Source organism: Pseudoxanthomonas winnipegensis, assembly GCF_030322905.1.
GTDB lineage: Bacteria > Pseudomonadota > Gammaproteobacteria > Xanthomonadales > Xanthomonadaceae > Pseudoxanthomonas_A > Pseudoxanthomonas_A winnipegensis.
Map to the genome: position 1 here is coordinate 1,673,143 of NZ_CP095475.1, position 17,073 is coordinate 1,690,215.

General features: G+C 70.4%; 18 protein-coding genes. 10 read left to right on the forward strand and 8 right to left on the reverse strand.

Going from position 1 to position 17,073, the window contains the following annotated elements; genetic code table 11:
• Positions 1 to 187: 187 nt before the first annotated feature.
• The 5 genes from MWN52_RS07425 to MWN52_RS07445 all read right to left on the reverse strand — a co-directional run bounded on the left by MWN52_RS07425 (position 188) and on the right by MWN52_RS07445 (position 5,817).
• Positions 188 to 1,774, reverse strand: a complete 1,587-nt coding sequence (locus tag MWN52_RS07425) for a DHA2 family efflux MFS transporter permease subunit (RefSeq protein WP_286577279.1) — start codon at positions 1,772 to 1,774, stop codon at positions 188 to 190.
• A 10-nt stretch (positions 1,775 to 1,784) separates the two neighbouring features.
• Positions 1,785 to 2,981: an HlyD/EmrA/EmrK family protein gene (locus MWN52_RS07430; RefSeq protein ID WP_130519040.1), complete on the reverse strand. Its 1,197-nt coding sequence runs from the start codon at positions 2,979 to 2,981 to the stop codon at positions 1,785 to 1,787.
• A complete protein-coding gene (locus tag MWN52_RS07435; RefSeq protein WP_286577280.1) occupies positions 2,978 to 4,462 on the reverse strand; it encodes an efflux transporter outer membrane subunit in 1,485 nt (494 codons plus the stop codon). Before MWN52_RS07435 ends, MWN52_RS07430 begins: the two co-directional genes overlap by 4 nt.
• Positions 4,463 to 4,464: 2 nt before the next feature.
• Entirely contained in the window at positions 4,465 to 4,926 is a 462-nt protein-coding gene (locus MWN52_RS07440) for a MarR family winged helix-turn-helix transcriptional regulator (protein WP_130519036.1), read from the reverse strand.
• Positions 4,927 to 5,025: 99 nt separating this feature from the next.
• Complete coding sequence (locus tag MWN52_RS07445; RefSeq protein WP_286577282.1) at positions 5,026 to 5,817, reverse strand: cytochrome C assembly family protein; 792 nt, start codon at positions 5,815 to 5,817, stop codon at positions 5,026 to 5,028.
• Positions 5,818 to 6,006: 189 nt separating this feature from the next.
• Here MWN52_RS07445 and ffh point away from each other — a divergent pair, with 189 nt between their 5' ends.
• From ffh to MWN52_RS07495, 10 genes are all read left to right on the forward strand, one after another.
• The gene (ffh, locus tag MWN52_RS07450) at positions 6,007 to 7,404 is read left to right on the forward strand and encodes a signal recognition particle protein (RefSeq protein WP_286577284.1); all 1,398 of its coding nucleotides are present in this window, start codon (positions 6,007 to 6,009) and stop codon (positions 7,402 to 7,404) included.
• Positions 7,405 to 7,411: 7 nt separating this feature from the next.
• Entirely contained in the window at positions 7,412 to 8,482 is a 1,071-nt protein-coding gene (locus MWN52_RS07455) for an NAD(P)H-dependent flavin oxidoreductase (protein ID WP_286577286.1), read from the forward strand.
• A complete protein-coding gene (locus MWN52_RS07460; protein ID WP_286577288.1) occupies positions 8,479 to 9,285 on the forward strand; it encodes an aminotransferase class IV in 807 nt (268 codons plus the stop codon). Before MWN52_RS07455 ends, MWN52_RS07460 begins: the two co-directional genes overlap by 4 nt.
• Positions 9,286 to 9,386: 101 nt before the next feature.
• Positions 9,387 to 9,650 carry a 30S ribosomal protein S16 gene (rpsP, locus tag MWN52_RS07465; protein ID WP_130519026.1) on the forward strand — a complete coding sequence of 88 codons (264 nt, stop codon included), beginning with the start codon at positions 9,387 to 9,389 and terminating at the stop codon, positions 9,648 to 9,650.
• A gap of 38 nt (positions 9,651 to 9,688) precedes the next feature.
• A complete protein-coding gene (rimM, locus tag MWN52_RS07470; protein ID WP_130519024.1) occupies positions 9,689 to 10,204 on the forward strand; it encodes a ribosome maturation factor RimM in 516 nt (171 codons plus the stop codon).
• Positions 10,205 to 10,276: 72 nt separating this feature from the next.
• A complete protein-coding gene (gene trmD / locus MWN52_RS07475) occupies positions 10,277 to 11,044 on the forward strand; it encodes a tRNA (guanosine(37)-N1)-methyltransferase TrmD (protein WP_286577292.1) in 768 nt (255 codons plus the stop codon).
• 160 nt (positions 11,045 to 11,204) lie between these two features.
• Positions 11,205 to 11,609 carry a 50S ribosomal protein L19 gene (gene rplS, locus MWN52_RS07480; protein ID WP_130519020.1) on the forward strand — a complete coding sequence of 135 codons (405 nt, stop codon included), beginning with the start codon at positions 11,205 to 11,207 and terminating at the stop codon, positions 11,607 to 11,609.
• Positions 11,610 to 11,731: 122 nt separating this feature from the next.
• Positions 11,732 to 12,016, forward strand: a complete 285-nt coding sequence (locus MWN52_RS07485; RefSeq protein ID WP_286577293.1) for a hypothetical protein — start codon at positions 11,732 to 11,734, stop codon at positions 12,014 to 12,016.
• Between the two features lie 63 nt (positions 12,017 to 12,079).
• Positions 12,080 to 12,343 (forward strand): hypothetical protein, encoded by a 264-nt coding sequence (locus MWN52_RS07490; protein ID WP_130522155.1) that lies wholly within the window; start codon positions 12,080 to 12,082, stop codon positions 12,341 to 12,343.
• Positions 12,336 to 12,740: an RNA-binding S4 domain-containing protein gene (locus tag MWN52_RS07495; protein ID WP_286577294.1), complete on the forward strand. Its 405-nt coding sequence runs from the start codon at positions 12,336 to 12,338 to the stop codon at positions 12,738 to 12,740. The genes MWN52_RS07490 and MWN52_RS07495 overlap by 8 nt, the downstream gene beginning before the upstream one ends.
• Positions 12,741 to 12,754: 14 nt before the next feature.
• Here MWN52_RS07495 and MWN52_RS07500 read toward each other — a convergent pair whose 3' ends face one another.
• Genes MWN52_RS07500 through MWN52_RS07510 form a run of 3 tightly spaced genes read right to left on the reverse strand, consistent with a single transcriptional unit; the run spans position 12,755 to position 17,054 of the window.
• Complete coding sequence (locus MWN52_RS07500) at positions 12,755 to 14,242, reverse strand: MATE family efflux transporter (protein WP_130534751.1); 1,488 nt, start codon at positions 14,240 to 14,242, stop codon at positions 12,755 to 12,757.
• 59 nt (positions 14,243 to 14,301) lie between these two features.
• Positions 14,302 to 14,883, reverse strand: a complete 582-nt coding sequence (gene pnuC, locus MWN52_RS07505) for a nicotinamide riboside transporter PnuC (RefSeq protein WP_286577295.1) — start codon at positions 14,881 to 14,883, stop codon at positions 14,302 to 14,304.
• The gene (locus MWN52_RS07510) at positions 14,880 to 17,054 is read right to left on the reverse strand and encodes a TonB-dependent siderophore receptor (protein ID WP_286577296.1); all 2,175 of its coding nucleotides are present in this window, start codon (positions 17,052 to 17,054) and stop codon (positions 14,880 to 14,882) included. Before MWN52_RS07510 ends, pnuC begins: the two co-directional genes overlap by 4 nt.
• Positions 17,055 to 17,073: the final 19 nt, after the last annotated feature.

Consider the following 17,073-nt stretch of genomic DNA (forward strand, 5'->3'; position numbering starts at 1 on the left):
GGCGGGACGGCTGGGAACGGCCCGTCATTCCCGCGAGCGCGGGAATCCAGTGCCTTGGCTGCTTGAGTGCGAGAGCCGCTGGGTTCCCGCGTCCACGGGAACGACGATGTGTGGCGGTTGGCAGTGACGCCAAAAGCAAAGGGCCGCATCGCTGCGGCCCTTTGTCGTGGTGCGAAAGGCGCCGACCTCAGTGGCCGCCGGCCGCCGCGCCACCGCCGGCCTTGGCCGCGAACGGCGGCTTGGCGAACCACACCACCACGATGATCGACAGGAAGACGATGCCCAGCAGGTGGAAGATCTCGTTGAAGCCGATCTGCGCGGCCTGCTGGCCGATCATCTGGTTCAGCGCCACCGCGCCGGTCTGCAGATCGCCGCGGCCAAGCTGGTTCACGGTCTGCTGCATGGCCGGATCGTAGGCGTTGATGTGCTCGGTCAGCTGCGCATGGTGCACGGTGGTGCGCTGGTTCCAGGCCCAGGTGGTCAGCGAGGCGGCGAAGCTGCCGCCCAGCGTGCGCACGAAGGTGGCCAGGCCCGAGCCGGCGGCGATCTCATGCGGTTCCAGGTCCGAGAGCAGGATGGTCAGCACCGGCATGAAGAACAGCGCCACGCCCAGGCCCTGGATCAGCTGCACCTCGGCCACGCGGCCGAAGTTGACGTCCAGGTTGAAGTTCGAGCGCAGGAAGCTGGTGGAGGCCATGACGAAGAACGCGAAGCTGGCCAGCAGACGCAGGTCGAAGCGCGAGGCGTACTTGCCCACGAACGGCGTCAGCAGCACCGGCAGCACGCCCAGCGGTGCCGAGGCCAGGCCCGCCCACAGCGCGGTATAGCCCAGGTTGCGCTGCAGCCACAGCGGCACCAGCAGGCCGATGGAGAAGAACGCCGCATAGCCCAGCACCATCGCCAGCGTGCCGGCGGTGAAGTTGCGGTGGCGGAACAGGCGCAGGTTGACGATCGGATCCTTCTCGGTCAGTTCCCAGATGACGAACACTGTCAGGGCGAGCACCGCCACGATGGTCAGCCACACGATCTTGGTCGAATTGAACCAGTCCTCGTCGTTGCCCAGATCCAGCATGATCTGCAGCGCACCCACGCCCAGGATCAGCGTGGCCAGGCCGATGTAGTCCATCTTCGGCGACTGCAGCTGTTCGGGCCGCCCCTTCATCTGCCGGCCGACCACGAAGCTGGCGAAGATGCCGATGGGAATGTTGATGAAGAAGATCCATTCCCAGCTGTAGTTGTCGGTGATCCAGCCGCCCAGGATGGGGCCGGCGATCGGCGCGACCACCGTGACCATCGCCAGCAGGGCGATGGCCTGGCCGCGCTTGTGCGGTGGATAGATCGAGATCAGCAGCGCCTGGGTCACCGGATACATCGGGCCGGCGACGAAGCCCTGCAGCGCGCGGGCCACCACCAGCAGGCCCATCGAGTTGGCGATGCCGCACAGGAAGGAGGCCACCACGAAGGCCAGCGTGGCCAGGGTGAACAGCCGCACCTCGCCGTACTTGCGGGTCAGAAAGCCGGTCAGCGGCAGCGCGATCGCGTTGCTCACCGCGAACGAGGTGATGACCCAGGTGGCCTGGTTGGCGCTGGCGCCCAGGTTGCCCGAGATGGTGGGCAGGGAGACGTTGGCGATGGTCGTGTCCAGCACCTGCATGAACGATGCAAGCGCCAGGCCGATCGTGGTCAGCGCCATGTTCGGCGGGCGGAACGGCTGGGCCGCCGGCTTGGGGGCGGCCGGCGCGCCGCCGCCCGCGTCTTCGGCGATGGTGGACATCAGTGCGCGCTCAGTTGGTCTTGGCCGACTCGGGCAGGTTCTGCTCGATGATCGAGGTGATCAGCTGGTTGGCGTCGGCCAACTGCTTGTTGTAGGCGGCCGTGGTCATCAGCGGCTTGGCATCGGCCGGGCGGGCCGGCGCCAGGACCGGGCCGTTCTGGTCCTTCAGGCTCACGTTGACGTCCGTGCTCAGGCCGATGCGCAGCGGATGGGACTGCAGCTGCTTGGGATCGAGCACGATCTTGACCGGCAGGCGCTGGACGATCTTGATCCAGTTGCCGCTGGCGTTCTGCGCCGGCAGCAGCGAGAACGCACTGCCGGTGCCCAGGCCCAGGCTGTCGACCTTGCCCTGGTAGGTGACGTCGTCGCCGTACAGGTCGGCATGCACCTCGACCGGCTGGCCGATGCGCATCTTGCCCAGCTGGGTTTCCTTGAAGTTGGCCTCGATCCACACCTGGTCGATCGGCACGATCGTCATCAGCGTGGTGCCCGGCTGGACCTGCTGGCCCAGCTGCACGCGGCGCTGGGCCACGTAGCCCGAGACCGGCGCGAGGATCGCGGTGCGCTGCAGGTTGAGATAGGCCTGGCGCAGCTGCGAGGACGCGGCCTGCACCTGCGGGGTCTTGGACACGGTGGTGGCATCGACCAGCGCGCGGGTGCGCTGCAGGTTGCCGCGCGCGCCGCCCAGGGCGGCCTCGGCCGAGGCCAGGATGTCGCGGGCGTGGGCCAGTTCCTCGCGCGAGACCGCGCCGGTGGCGACCAGGCCTTCGCGGCGCTTGACGTCGGCGCGCGCCTGATCGACGGCGACCTGGCGGGCGCGCAGGTCCGATTCGCTGGACTCCACGCTGCTGTACAGGCCGCGCACCTGGCGCACGGTGCCGGCCAGGTTGGCCACGGCCTGGTCGTAGCTGACCTGGGCATCGTTGGGATCCAGGTGCACCAGCGGCTGGCCCGCCTCGACCTTCATGCCGTTGTCGGCGTCGATGCTGACCACCGTGCCCATGGTCTGCGGCACGATCGAGACAATGTTGCCGGCGACGTAGGCGTCGTCGGTGCTCTGGTGCCAGCGGCCGTACAGCAGCTCGTAGGCGATCCAGCCCACGCCGGCCACGACGATCACCAGGAGCAGGATGAGCAGGGAACGCTTGCGGTTGCTCTTCTTCGGCGGCTGTGCGCCGGCCTGAGCGTTGGGAGTCTGCGAGTTCATGGCGTGGAGGTATCGGCGGTATTGGTGGAAGAGGGAGTCGGCGCGGTCAGCGGCAGGCCGCCGCCCAGGGCCTGGTCGAGATCGACCACGGCGACGTAGCGGCGGGCGTGGAGATCGGCCAGCTGCTGTTCCAGCTGCAGCAGCGGTCGCTGCGCGGAGAGCACGTCCAGCTGGGTGCCCAGGCCCGCGTCGTAGCGGTTGGAAGCCAGGTCGTAGGCCTTCTGCGCCGCATCGCGCGCCGCGGTCAGCGAGGCGACCTGCGCATCGAGCGAGCGCGCCGACTGGACCGCATCGGCGACCTCGTGCATGGCACCGACCAGGGCGCCGTTGTAGCTGGCCACGGCCAGGTCGTACTGGGCGTCGGCGTTGTCCAGGTTGGCGCGCAGGCGGCCGCCATCGAAGATCGGCAGGCTGATCGCCGGCCCGCCCAGGCCCAGTACCGCATCGCTGTCGAACAGGTCGGACAGGTTGGCCGAGGCCAGGCCGACGATGGCCGACAGGTTCACGCTCGGCTTGAAGGCGGCCTTGCGCGCGTCGATGCCGCGGTTGGCGGCCTCCACGCGCCAGCGCGCGGCGACCACGTCGGCGCGATGGCCGAGCAGTTCGCTGGGCAGCACGCCGGGCACCGACGGCGCGGGCGCGGCGAGCAGCTTGGGCTGGGCGATGGCCAGGCCGCGGTCCGGGCCCTTGCCGAGCAGCGCGGCCAGCGCGTTGCGCAGGGCGTCGATCTGCTGCTGGGCGGCCTGTTCCTGCTGGCGCGCGCTGGCGATGGTGCTCTCGGCCTGGCGCAGCTGCAGGTTGTTGTCCAGGCCGGCATCGACGCGCTGCTGGCTCAGGTCGCGCAGGCGGCCCGAACGCTGCTGCTCGCGGCGGGCCACGTCCAGCGCCTTGTAGGCCTGCGACAGCGAGATGTAGGTGCGGGCGATGTTGGCCGACAAGGTCAGGCGGGCGGCCTGGGCGTCGACTTCGGCGGCGCGCGCCTGGCCGACGGCGGCCTCGTAGGCGGCGCGCTGGCCGCCCCACAGGTCCGGCGCCCACTTGAAGTCGAGCATCAGCACGTTGGCCCACATCACATCGCCGCCGATCTCCGGGCCGGCCAGGCCCTTGGGCAGCTGCACGCCGCTGTATTCGCCGGTGGCGTCGAGCGTGGGCTTGCGTTGTGCGTCGGCCAGTCCGGCCTGGGCCTTGGCCTGGCGCAGGCGCGCGTCGGCCGCGGCCAGCGACGGATTGCCCTGCAGGGCCTCGCGGATCAGGCCGTCCAGCTGCGGATCGCCCAGCGCGTTCCACCAGTCCTGACGCGGGAAGGCGGCGGCGCTGAAGGCGTCCGCGCCCAGGACCTGGCGCGCGCCGAGGGTGTCTGCGTCGAGCGGCTGGCCGCTGGTGGTGAGGCCGCGGCTGCTGGCGCAGCCGGCCAGCACCAGCGCGCAGGCCAGCGCCGCGGCGAGCCTGCCGTGCAGGCGTGGGGGAACGGACGTGGACATGGTCAATCGGTCTCGGAGGTGAGGTTGTCGCGCGCCTGCTCGAGCAGGCGCATCAGTTCGCTGGATTCGGCCTCGGACATGCCGCGCGTCGCGCGCTGCAGCACGCGCTGGCCGCACAGGTTGATGTCCTGCCAGATGGCGGTGCCGGCCTCGGTGAGGTGGATGTGCAGGGCGCGGCGATCGCCGGGATCGGCCTTGCGCGTGACCAGGCCGCGCGCCTCGAGGCGATCGAGCAGGCGCGTCATCGCGCCGGGGTGGACCTCGGCGGCGCGCGCCAGGTCGGTGACGCTGGCGATGCCGTCGGCCAGCTTCTTGATGGTGACGAACTGGCTGAAGGTCAGGTCGTGGCCGGCTGCGATCAGTTCGCGCTCCATCGCTTCCCAGATCGCGTCACGCGTCTGGCGGATCAACAGGCCGAGCGAGGACCCGCTCGCGGGCGGGCAGATGGACGCAGGGGAATTCATGGCGCGGCATGATCCGCGCGGGTGGGATATTTGTCAATGCAAATATTGTTTCAGCAATGGAATGCCGCGTCGCGGCATTCTGCTGACAGAACGGTCAGCTCATAAGGTGCGTTGCAGGATCAGCTCGAGCACCGCCTTGCTGCCAAAAAACGCGAGCAGCAGCAGCGCCATGGCCACCAAGGTCCAGCGCACCGCGGTCGTGCCGCGCCAGCCGCGCCGCCAGCGGCCCAGCAGCAGGCCGCCGAAGACCAGCCAGGACAGCACGCTCAGCACGGTCTTGTGCACCAGGTGCTGGGCGAACAGGTTCTCGACGAACATCATTCCCGTCAGCAGCGTGGCGGTCAGCAGGGCGAAGCCCACCGCGATCGTGCGGAACAGCAGCGTCTCCAGCTCGGTCAGCGGCGGCAGTGCGCGCAGCCAGGCGTGGAATTCGCGCCGGCGCAGGGCGCGCTCCTGCACCCACAGCATGATCGCCAGCAGCGCCGCCACCGCCAGCGTGGCGTAGGACAGCAGCGCCAGCCAGGCATGCAGCTGCAGGCGCCAGTCCAGGCCGGAGGAGGGCCGGTGGCCGTAGCCGTGGTAGACGGCCAGCAGCAGCGCGGCCAGCGGGAAGGACACCACGCCCACCGCCGCCATGCGGCCGCGCGCGACCAGGGCGGTCATCGCCGCCATGCCCAGGCTGACCAGCGACAGGGCCGCGAAGAAATGCATGTCCGGCCCGCCCGGCGTGCGCCAGGCCACCCACAGGTGGTAGCCGCCGTGCAGAGCGATGGCCAGCAGGGCCGGCAGGCGCCAGGCGCGGGGCGGCCCGGCGGCATCGGGCGCGACGGCGCGCACCAGCAACAGGGTCGCCAGCAGGTACAGGACACAGGAAGGAAGGACGAACCCCATGGCGCGCAGTGTCGCACGCGGCTCCGCTTTTCGAGAACCATTCTTGTTGGACGGGCGATGGGATGGGGCGCGCACGGAGAGGCACAAGCCGCGCTGAGAAGGCTCAGCTCGCTCCCTATTCCCGCCCGGCCGCAAAACCCACCCGGATATACTGCGCGCCCGCTTCGCGTCCGCTTTCCGGTTGCCCCCATGTTCGAATCCCTGACCCAGCGCCTGTCCGGCACCATCGAGCGCCTGCGCGGCCGCGGCCGCCTGACCGAGGACAACATCCGCGAGGCCACCCGCGAGGTGCGCATCGCCCTGCTGGAAGCCGACGTCGCCCTGCCGGTGGTCCAGGCCCTGGTCGAGCGCATCAAGGTGCGTGCGGTCGGCCAGGAGGTGCTGAAGTCGCTGACCCCCGGCCAGGCGCTGATCAAGGTCGTGCGCGACGAGCTGACCGCGGTGATGGGCTCCACCGCCCAGGACCTCAACCTCAACGTGCCGGCGCCGGCGGTGATCCTGATGGCCGGTCTGCAGGGCGCGGGCAAGACCACCACCGTGGGCAAGCTCGCCAAGCACCTGAAGGAGAAGCGCAAGAAGAAGGTCATGGTGGTCTCGGCCGACGTCTACCGCCCGGCCGCCATCGAGCAGCTCAAGGCGCTGGCCCAGCAGGTCGACGTGCCGTTCTTCCCCTCCGATGCCTCGCAGCAGCCCGAGGCCATCGTCCGCGCCGCGATCGAGGACGCGCGCAAGTCCTTCACCGATGTGCTGATCGTCGATACCGCCGGTCGCCTGGCCATCGACGAGGCGATGATGGCTGAGATCAAGGCGCTGCACGCCGCGGTCAAGCCGGTCGAGACGCTGTTCGTGGTCGATTCGATGACCGGCCAGGACGCGGCGACCACCGCCAAGGCCTTCTCCGAGGCGCTGCCGCTGACCGGCGTGGTGCTGACCAAGACCGACGGCGATGCCCGCGGCGGCGCGGCGCTGTCGGTGCGCTACATCACCGGTAAGCCGATCAAGTTCATCGGCGTGGGCGAGAAGCCCGACGGCCTGGACGTGTTCCATCCCGAGCGCGTGGCCAGCCGCATCCTGGACATGGGCGACGTGCTGTCGCTGGTGGAGCAGGTCGAGAGCCAGGTCGACAAGGACAAGGCGCAGAAGCTCGCCGAGAAGGTCGCCAAGGGCAAGAAGTTCGACCTCAACGACATGCGCGACCAGCTCGAGCAGATGCAGAACATGGGCGGCATCGGCGCGCTGATGGACAAGCTGCCCGGCCTGGGCCAGGTGCCCGAGCACCTCAAGGCGCAGGTCGCCGGCAACAAGGAAGTGCCGCGCATGATCGCCATCATCAATTCGATGACCAAGAAGGAGCGCCGCAATCCGGCGCTGCTCAACGGCTCGCGCCGCGCGCGCATCGCCAAGGGCTCGGGTACCCAGCCGGCCGACGTGAACAAGCTGATGAAGCAGTTCACGCAGATGGAAAAGATGATGGGCAAGCTGGGCCGCGGTGGCATGAAGGGCATGATGCGCGGCATGCGCGGGATGATGGGCGCCATGGGCGCCATGGGCGGCGGCGGCGGTCGCGGCGGCATGCCGTTCCGCTGATCGGCTGATGGCCTCGGCCGCGCGCCTGCGATCCGACGACTTCTGCGCGCGCTTCGGCGTGCGTGTGCCGATCCTGCTGGCGCCGATGGCCGGCGCCTGCCCGGTGCCGCTGTCGGCGGCGCTGGCCGACGCCGGCAGCCTGGGCGCGATGGGCGCGGTGCTGTCCACGCCGCAGGAGATCGGCGCGTGGATGGACGAGTTTCGTGCGCTTTCCAGCGGACCCGCACAGGTCAATCTGTGGGTGCCGGACGCGCCGCCTGCGCGCGATGCGCAGGCCGAGGCCGCCGTGCGTGCGCTGCTGGCGCAGTGGGGGCCGGATGTGCCCGCCAACGCGGGCGATGCGGTCCCGGCGGATTTCGACGCGCAGTTCGACGCCGTGCTGGCGGCGCGGCCGCAGGTGCTGTCCACGATCATGGGTGTGCTGGAACCGGCCCAGGTGCAGGCGCTGCGCCGTGCCGGCATCGCCTGGTTCGCCACCGCGACCACGCTGGCCGAAGCGCAGTGCGCGCAGGACGCCGGCGCCGATGCGGTGATCGCGCAGGGCTTCGAGGCCGGTGGGCATCGCGGGGCGTTCGATCCGGCCGCCGCCGAACGCCAGCTGGTCGGCCTGTTCGCGCTGGTGCCGCGCCTGGCCGATGCGCTGTCGGTGCCGGTGATCGCCGCCGGCGGCATCGCCGATGGCCGCGGAGTGGCCGCCGCGCTGACGCTGGGCGCGAGTGCGGCGATGGTCGGCACCGCCTTCCTGCGCACGCCGGAGGCCGCCATCGCGCCGGCCTGGGCGCAGGCCCTGGCCGGGACCGAGCCGCAGGACACCTGGCCGACGCGCGCGTTCTCCGGCCGGCTCGGGCGTTCGATCGCCACGGCCTATGTCCGCGCGGCCGCGAATCCTGAAGCGCCATCGCCCGCGCCGTATCCGGTGCAGCGCGGCCTGACCGCCGCGATGCGCAAGCAGGCCGTGGTCGAGGACCGGCTCGATGCGATGCAGGCCTGGGCCGGGCAATCGGCCTGGGCCGCGCAGGCCAGGCCCGCCGCCGCGCTGCTGCGGGACTGGTGGGCGCAGGCCGACGCGCTGCTGTGAGCGCGCCCCGCCTGAGCATCGCCGGTCGGCCCGTCACGCTCGACGACCTGCGTCCGCTGGCGCAGTCCAACTACGGCCACTTCACCGCCTTCCGCACGCGCGGCGGCGCGGTGCAGGGGCTCGATCTGCACCTGGCGCGGCTGCGCGAGGGCCATGCGAAGCTGTTCGACGCCCCGTTCGACGAGCCCGCATTGCTGGCGCAGCTGCGGCAGGCGTTGCACGGGGTGGAGGACGCGTCGGTGCGGATCACCGGCTTCGCGCGCGACTTCGACTATCGCGATCCGCTCAAGCCGGTGACGCCGGATTGGCTGATCTCCGTGGCGGATGCGCGGCCGGCGGCGCCGGCCGGGCCGCTGGCCCTGAAGTCCTACGCGTTCGTGCGGCCGCTGCCGCAGATCAAGCACATCGCCACGCTGCCGCTGTTCCACTACCGGCGCCAGGCGCGGCTGGCCGGCGCCGACGACGCGCTGTTCGTCGAAGCGGCGGGGCAGGGCGCGCGCGTGGTGGAAGGCTCGGTCTGGAACATCGGGTTCTGGGACGGCGGCCAAGTGCTCTGGCCGCAGGGCCCGGCGCTGCGCGGCACCTGCGAGGCGCTGCTGCAGCGGGGCCTGGATGTCTTGGGTGTGCCGCAGCGGAGCGCGGACGTCACGCTGAAACAAGCGGGCACGGTGGCCGCCTTCACCGCCAACGCGAACGGCTGCACGCCGGTGTCCGGGATCGATGGCAGGCCCTTGCCGGCCGCGCCGGAACTGCCCGCCCTGCTGGCCCGGGCGCTGGACACCCAGCCCTGGGATCGCCCCTGAGCACAGGCGGGAGAGTGGGGACGGGTTTGCGTGGCGCGCGCGGCCAGCTATAATTGCCGGCTTACCTCGCCATCCTGGCGACTGGGCAACACGAGAGCACCATGGTCAAGATCCGCCTTACCCGCGGTGGCGCCAAGAAGCGCCCCTTCTACCACATCATCGTCACCGACGTGCGCAGCGCGCGCGACGGCCGCAACATCGAGCGTCTGGGTTACTACAACCCGGTCGCCCAGGGCGCCGAGCCGCGCGTGGTGCTGGACACCGCCCGCGTCGACCACTGGGTGAGCAACGGCGCCCAGCTGACCGACAAGGTCCGCAACCTGTACAAGGAAGCGGCCAAGGCCAACGCCCAGGCTTCGGCCTGATCGCTGCGGTCGCGCCTGGCGCGGCCGGTCTTCTCGCAATGAGTGAGAACGCAACGCGCCGCATCCTGCTGGGCAGGGTGGTCGGCGCGTTCGGCGTGCGTGGCCAGGTCAAGATCGAGTCCTGGACCGAGCCGCGCGAAGCCATCTTCCGCTACCAGCCCTGGACCCTGCGCGATGCGGCCGGCCGCGAGCGCGAGCTGTCCGGCGTGCGCGGCAAGCCCTCGGGCAAGCATCTGATCGCCAGCTTCCCCGGCGTCGAGGACCGCGATGCGGTCGAGGCGATGGTCGGGCTGGAGATCGCCGTGCCGCGCAGCGCGCTGCCGCCGCCCCAGCCCGACGAGTACTACTGGGTCGACCTGGAAGGCCTGCGCGTGATCAACGCCGACGGCCGCGACTTCGGCACGGTCTCGCACCTGTTCTCCACCGGCGCCAACGATGTGCTGGTGGCGCGGGGCGACAAGGACCGGCTGATCCCGTTCATCCAGCCGGACTTCGTGACCCGCGTGGACTTCGAGGCCGGCGTGGTGGGCGTGGACTGGGACCCCGAGTTCTAGGAACGAGTGGAGAGGAGTGAGCGTAGTGCTCTACTGGGCTCCATCTCACTCGTCTTCGCTCACTGCTCGCCCATGCGCATCGACGTCATCAGCCTGTTTCCCGAGTTCATCGACCAGAGCGCCGGCTATGGTGTGGTCGGTCGTGCGCGCGAACGTGGGCTGCTGGCCTTGCGGGGCTGGAATCCGCGCGACTACGCCGCCGGCAACTACCGCCGCGTGGACGACCGTCCGTTCGGCGGCGGCCCGGGCATGGTGATGCTGATCGAGCCGCTGCGCGCCTGCCTGGACGAGGTCCGTCAGGCCGATCCGGCGCCGGCGCCGGTGATCTACCTGAGCCCGCAGGGCCGGCCGCTGACCCAGGGGCGCGTGCGCGAACTGGCCGCGCTGCCACGGCTGGTGCTGCTGTGCGGCCGCTACGAGGGCGTGGACGAGCGCTTCCTGGCGCACGAGGTCGACGAGGAGATCTCCATCGGCGACTACGTGCTCTCCGGCGGTGAACTGGCCGCGGCGGTGCTGATCGACGCGGTCACCCGCCTGCAGGACGGAGCGCTCAACGATGCCGAATCCGCCGCCCAGGACAGCTTCGAAGGCGAGGCCGGGCTGCTGGACTGCCCGCACTACACGCATCCGGCCAGCCACGCCTGGGGCGAGGTGCCCGAGGTGCTGCGGTCGGGCAACCATGCCGCCATCGCGCGCTGGCGCCGGCAGCAGTCGCTGGGCCGGACCTGGCTGCGGCGGCCCGACCTGCTGGACGAGGCTGCCTTGTCCAAGGCCGATCGCAAGCTGCTGGAGGCCTTCCGGGCCGAGCACGCCGTCGAAGGCGAGGGACAGGACGACTAGCCACGCGCCGGAAATTTCGTCTACAATGCGCAGTTCCCGCGGGCCGCTCGGCCTGGGCGGGCCGCAAGATCACGATAAACGTGCAGCGACTTCTCGCGACTGCATCAGCCCTTGTTGTCGAGACCCGACACACCCACCCGAACATTGAATCGGTGCCACCATGAGCAAGTTGAACAAGTCCATCATCGCGGAGTTCGAGTCCGCCCAGATTTCCCGCGAGCTGCCGCAGTTCAGCCAGGGTGACACCGTCGTCGTCAATGTGAAGGTGAAGGAAGGCAACCGCGAGCGCGTGCAGGCTTACGAAGGCGTGGTCATCGCCAAGAAGAACGCCGGCCTGAACTCCGCCTTCACCGTGCGCAAGATCTCGCACGGCTACGGCGTCGAGCGCGTGTTCCAGACCCACAGCGCGACCATCGACTCCGTCGAAGTCAAGCGCCGCGGCAAGGTCCGCGCCGGCAAGCTGTACTACCTGCGCGGTCTGCAGGGCAAGGCCGCCCGCATCAAGGAAGACCTGGCCGCCGCTGCCGCCGCCAAGGCTGCCCGCCAGGCTGCCGCTGCCGAGTAAGCCTTCGGCACATTCGCCCGGCCTGCGCCGCGCTAAGCTCGAAACCCGGCCCTCGTGCCGGGTTTCTTGTTTTCAGCGCCACGCACCCGTGCGGCCCGGCGCGCCCACGGAAGGAGGATGGGATGTCACGCAGTCTCAATACCAAGTGGATCGCCGGCGTTAGCCTGGCGCTGGGGTTGGCCGGCTGCGCCAGCACCAACGGCCTGGACGGCCCGAACATCGCCTACGAATGCCAGCTGCAGGCGCGCGACGCTGCCAACCAGCCGCCGTTCCCGGACAAGATCCGCGACGGCAAGCACGGCCAGGCGTTCGAGCAGGGCGTGCGCGATGCGCGTATGACGCAGGCCTGCCAGCGCGACACCGAATCGCACGCCGAGATCCGCTTCGGCAACAAGCCGGGCACGTGAGCTTCACGCACCGCGTCGCCCACTTGCACGTGGAAGGGAACACGCATGCACAGGAACACGAAGATGAAACTGCAGGGAACCTCGCTGGCCGCCGCGTTGTTGCTGCTGTCGGCCTGCGCCAGCCACCAGGCGCGCGACGATGCGACCGCGTTGCGTCCGGCCGACCGGCCCGAATGCCAGGTCGCCTCGTCCTCGGCGGCCGACACGCTGGCGCGATCCTCGGCGGGCACGATGGTGCGCGATCCCTGCCATCCGGAGGCCTGGGCCGAGCCCGGCCCGCGCGCGAGCCAGCCGATCAAGCCGGACTTCTCGGGAAAGCATGACTGAGCCCGTCGTCCCGCAGGCGGTGCGCCTGGACGTGTGGCTGTGGGCCGCACGCTTCTTCAAGACCCGCGCCCTGGCCAAGGAGGCGGTAGGCCTGGGCAAGGTGGAGATCGGCGGACAGCGCGCCAAGCCCTCGCGCACGGTGCGGGTGGGCGATGCGCTGCGCGTGCAGCGTGGCGAGGAATGCTTCGAGATCGCCGTATGCGGCCTGTCCGACCAGCGCGGCCCGGCGCCGGTGGCGCAGGCGCTGTATCAGGAAACCGAAGCATCGCGGCAGCGGCGGGTCGAGGCGCGCGCGCTGAGCGCGGCCGAGCGCGGCGGCTATCGGCCGCCGGAGAGCAAGCCGGACAAGCGCGCGCGCCGGCTGATCCAGGCGCTGGGCGACATCGACGCGCTCTGAGCGCGCGCGAGCGATCAGGATTTCTGCAGGACATCGTCCGGCGCGCGGTCCGGATCGGCCGGATCGGCCACCGGCGAGGGCGGGCTTGCCGGTACCTCCGAGGGCACGGCGATGGTGCGCGTATCGGCAGCGCCCATGCGCGCCTTGCGCCAGCCGCCCCAGCGGTAATAGGCGATGGACATCAGCATCGAGCACAGCGAACTGGTCGGAAAGCTCCACCACACCGCATCGGCGCCCAGCGTGGGCTGCAGCAGCTTGGCGAACGGCACGCGGATGCCCCACAGCGAGATCACCAGCATGATCAGCGGCGGGATCACCGCGCCGGTCGAGCGCACCACGCCGGACAGCACGAACATCACCCCGAAGAACAGGAACGACCAGATCGCGATGTGGTTGAGATGGCGCGCCGTGTCGAAGGCGGCGCTGCCCGGCGCCAGGAACAGGCCGAAGGTCCAGTGGTCGAGCAGGATCAGCGGCGCGATCAGCGCGCCGGTCATCAGGAAGTTGAACAGCACGCCGGTGCGCGCGATCGCCGAGACGCGGTCCCAGCGCTGCGCGCCCACATTCTGCGCGGCCATCGAGGACACCGCCGCGGCGATGGCCATGGCGGGCATCTGCACGTAGGCCCAGGTCTGCAGCGCCGCGCCGTAGGCGGCGGCCGTGTCGGTGCCGAAGCGGTTGACCAGGGTCATCATGGCGATCATCGCCAGCGACACCAGCACCATCTGCAGGCCCATCGGCACGCCCTTGGTGACCAGCGACTTGAGGATGGCCGGGTCGATGCGGAACAGGCCCAGATCCTTGCGCCCGAGCCACAGCACGTGGCGTCGGCGGCGCAACGCGATCAGCATGGCCAGCAGCGCGATGGCCTGGGTGATCAGCGTCGACCAGGCCGCGCCGGCGATGCCCAGCTTTGGGAATGGCCCCAGGCCGAGCATCAGCACCGGGTCCAGCGCGCAGTCCAGCGCCACGGCCAGCAGCAGATAGCGGAACGGCGTCTTGGCATCGCCCGCGCCGCGCAGCGCCGCCGAGAGGAAGGCGAAGGCGTAGATCAGCGGTATCGCCAGGAAGATCACGCGCAGATAGCTTTCGGCCAGCGGCAGCGAATCGGCCGGCGTGCCCATCGCCGCCAGCAGATGGCGCGCGGTCCACACGCCGGTACAGGCGATCAGCACCGACAGGCCAATGAAGAAGCTCGCGCTGGTGCCGAACACCTGGCGCGCGCGGGCGATGTTGCCCGCGCCGATCGCCTGGCCGATCAGGATGGTGGCGGCCATGCCGATGCCGAACACCGAGCCGATCAGGAAGAACAGGATGCTGTTGGCGTTGGCCGTGGCGGTCAGCGCCGATTCGCCCAGGAACTTGCCGATCCACACCGCGTTGACCGAGCCGTTCAGGGACTGGGCCACGTTGCCGCCCAGGATCGGCAGCGAGAACAGCCACAGGCTGCGGCCGATCGGGCCTTCGGTCAGCGAACGTGGGGGGGCGGCAGGTGCGGGCATGGAGACAGCAGGGGCCGGCGAGGGTCCGGCACCCTACCATCGCCTGACCGTCGCGTCAGTCAAGCCGCCGGCAGCGGCGCGGCCTGGGCCGCCCGGCGCCACTGGCGCAGGCCCATCACCGCCAGGCCGACGAAGCCCAGGTACAGCGCCGCGGTCACCTCGAGCGACTTGAACAGGTACAGCCCGACGTAGATCAGATCCAGCACGATCCACAGCCACCACGCGGCCACGTGGCGGCGGCCCTGCCACCACTGCGCCACCAGGCTGAAGGCGGTCAGCGCCGCATCCAGCCACGGCAGCGCCGCGTCGGTGTAGCGGTGCATGCAAAAGCCCAGCAGCAGCGCGCCGAGCGCGCCCAGCCCCAGGTCGCGCAGCGCCGCGCCCGGCGCGAGCGTGGCCACGCGCACCAGGCCGTCGTCGTCCAGGTTGGCCTTCCAGCGCCGCCAGCCGTAGACGATGAAGCCGGCGAAGGCGACCTGCAGCAGCGCATCGGAGTACAGCCGGGCATCGACGAACACCAGCGCATACAGCGCCACCGAGGCCAGCCCGACCGGCCAGCCCAGCATGTGGCGGCGCGCGGCCAGCCAGACCGCGGCCACGCTGACCGCCGCGCCGATCCATTCCAGCGCGTCGATGTTCACAGCGCCCAGGTCACGGTCAGGCGCGCCAGCCGCGGCGCGCCGGGGAACAGGTAGTAGTCGCCGCCGCTGCTGCCGGTGTCGCGCCAGTAGAACTTGTCGAACACGTTGTCCACCGACAGCCGCCAGGTCAGCGCCTGGCCGCCGATCTGGCTGCGCAGGCGCAAGCCTGCGTCGAACACGTGATAGGCCGGCACGCGCAGCGCGCCATCGGGCGTGGCGACGTTGGCGGCGGCATAGCGCCAGCCGGCGTTGAGGCTCAGGGCGGGCAGCGACTGCAGCTGGTAGTCGAGGAACACGCTGGCGCGCGCCTTGGGCACGTTGATCAGCTGATGGCCGTCGACCGAGGGCGTGCCGCTGTCGTCGGCGCGCGCGCGCAGCACGCTGGCGCTGGCGACGATGCGCAGCTGTTCGGTCAGCCTGCCGTTGGCGGTGAGCTCCAGGCCGGTATGCACCTGCTGGCCGCGCTGGACGAAGGTGTAGCCGGCCTCGCTGGCGTCGGGCATCGCGTACTGGAACGGCTGGCGGATGCGGAACAGCGCCGCGCCCAGGTCCAGCGCATCGCTGGCGGCGAACTTCACGCCGGTTTCCCATTGGCGCGACTGCAGCGGCGGCAGGAAGCTGTCGGCGTTGGAGGTCCAGTACGGCGCCTCCTGGCCCAGCGACAGGCCTTCGCTGTAGCTGACGTAGGCGTTGAGCCGCGGCGTGGCCTGCCACAGCAGCGCGGTCTGCGGCAGGAAGGTGCTCAGCCGGGTGCGGCGCTCGCGCACGCCTTCGCTGTCGTTGTCTGTCTCGGTGAGCCGGACCCAGCGCCCGCCGGCCAGCCACTGCCAGCCCTCGCCCAGCGTGATGCGGTCCAGCGCGAACAGCGCGCGCTGCTGATCGTCCAGCCGGCGCGCGGACGGGCCGGGCATGTTGGGCGAGGGTGCGAACACCGGCGTGTCCCGGGCGATGTTGGCCGTGCCGACGTAGTCGTACACGTCCTGGCGGCGATCGACCGTGCGCCGATAGCCGTCCACGCCGACGGTCAGCTGATGCTGCAGCGCGCCGGTCTGGAACTTGCCCTGCAGCTGCGCGCGCAACTGCTGGTTGTGGCGCGTGTCGTCCGGACTGCGGTAGTCGTAGACATCGTAGTCGCCGTTGGGCGCGAAGTAGTTGCCCGGCACGCTGCCATCGGCGCACTGCGGCGCATAGAAGCAGCCGTAGGCGAAGGCCACGTTGTCGTCGATCACGCTGCGGCTGCTGCCGAGCGCCACGCTGCCCTGCCAGTCGGCGTTGAACTGGTAGCGGTAGCGGGCGGTGAGGTTGGTGGTCTGGATCGCCACCGGCTGCGCCCAGGGCTGGTAGCCGAGCAGCTTGGTCGCGCTGGGATGCGGCGGCAGGGCATCGCCGCCCAGCAGCTGGTAGCCCGAGGCCGAGCGCTGCGAGCTGGTCTGGTAGTTGCCGTCCAGCTCCAGCTTGCCCTTGTCGCCGATCAGCCAGTCGGCGGCCAGCGAGTAGAAGTTGCGCCGGCCATCGAGGTGCTCGATGTAGGAATGGGTGTCTTCCCAGGCCGCGTTGAAGCGCAGCCCGAAGCTCGGCGTCAGCCAGCGGCCCCAGTCCACGGCGGTGTAGCGCGAGCCATGCGAATCGGTGCCCAGGGTGAGCTCCTGCACGCGCTCGGGACGCTTGGCCACGAAGTTGAGGATGCCGCCGGGCGCCATGATCCCGGCGGTCAGGCCGGCCTCGCCCTTGAGGATCTCCACCTGGGCGATGTTCTCCAGCGCCAGGCGCTGCTCGCCGGCGATGGACAGGTCGTTGAAGCGCAGGCCGGTGGCCAGATCGAGCGCGAAGCCGCGGATCGACACGTCCTGGTAGTAGCCGGCCGCCGCGTAGCTGTCGCCCAGCGAGGCGTCGTTGTGCGCCAGCTCGCTCAGGCTGCGCGGCTGGCGCGCGTCGATCAGGGCGCGGGTCAGCACGTTGATCGACGCCGGCGTGTCGCGCCAGCTGCCGGGGCCGAAGCTGTTGGACTGGCTGGTCGGCGTGGCCTGGGTCTGCCCCTTGACCTGCACGGTCGCCAGATCGGTGGCCTTGGCGGCGGAAGCGGATTCATCGGTCTGCTGTTGCGCGTGCAGCGGCAGCGCGGCGGAGGACAGCAGGCAGGACAGCAGCAGGGTGGAGCGTGGGCGGTTCATCGGTTCGTCACCAGGCAAG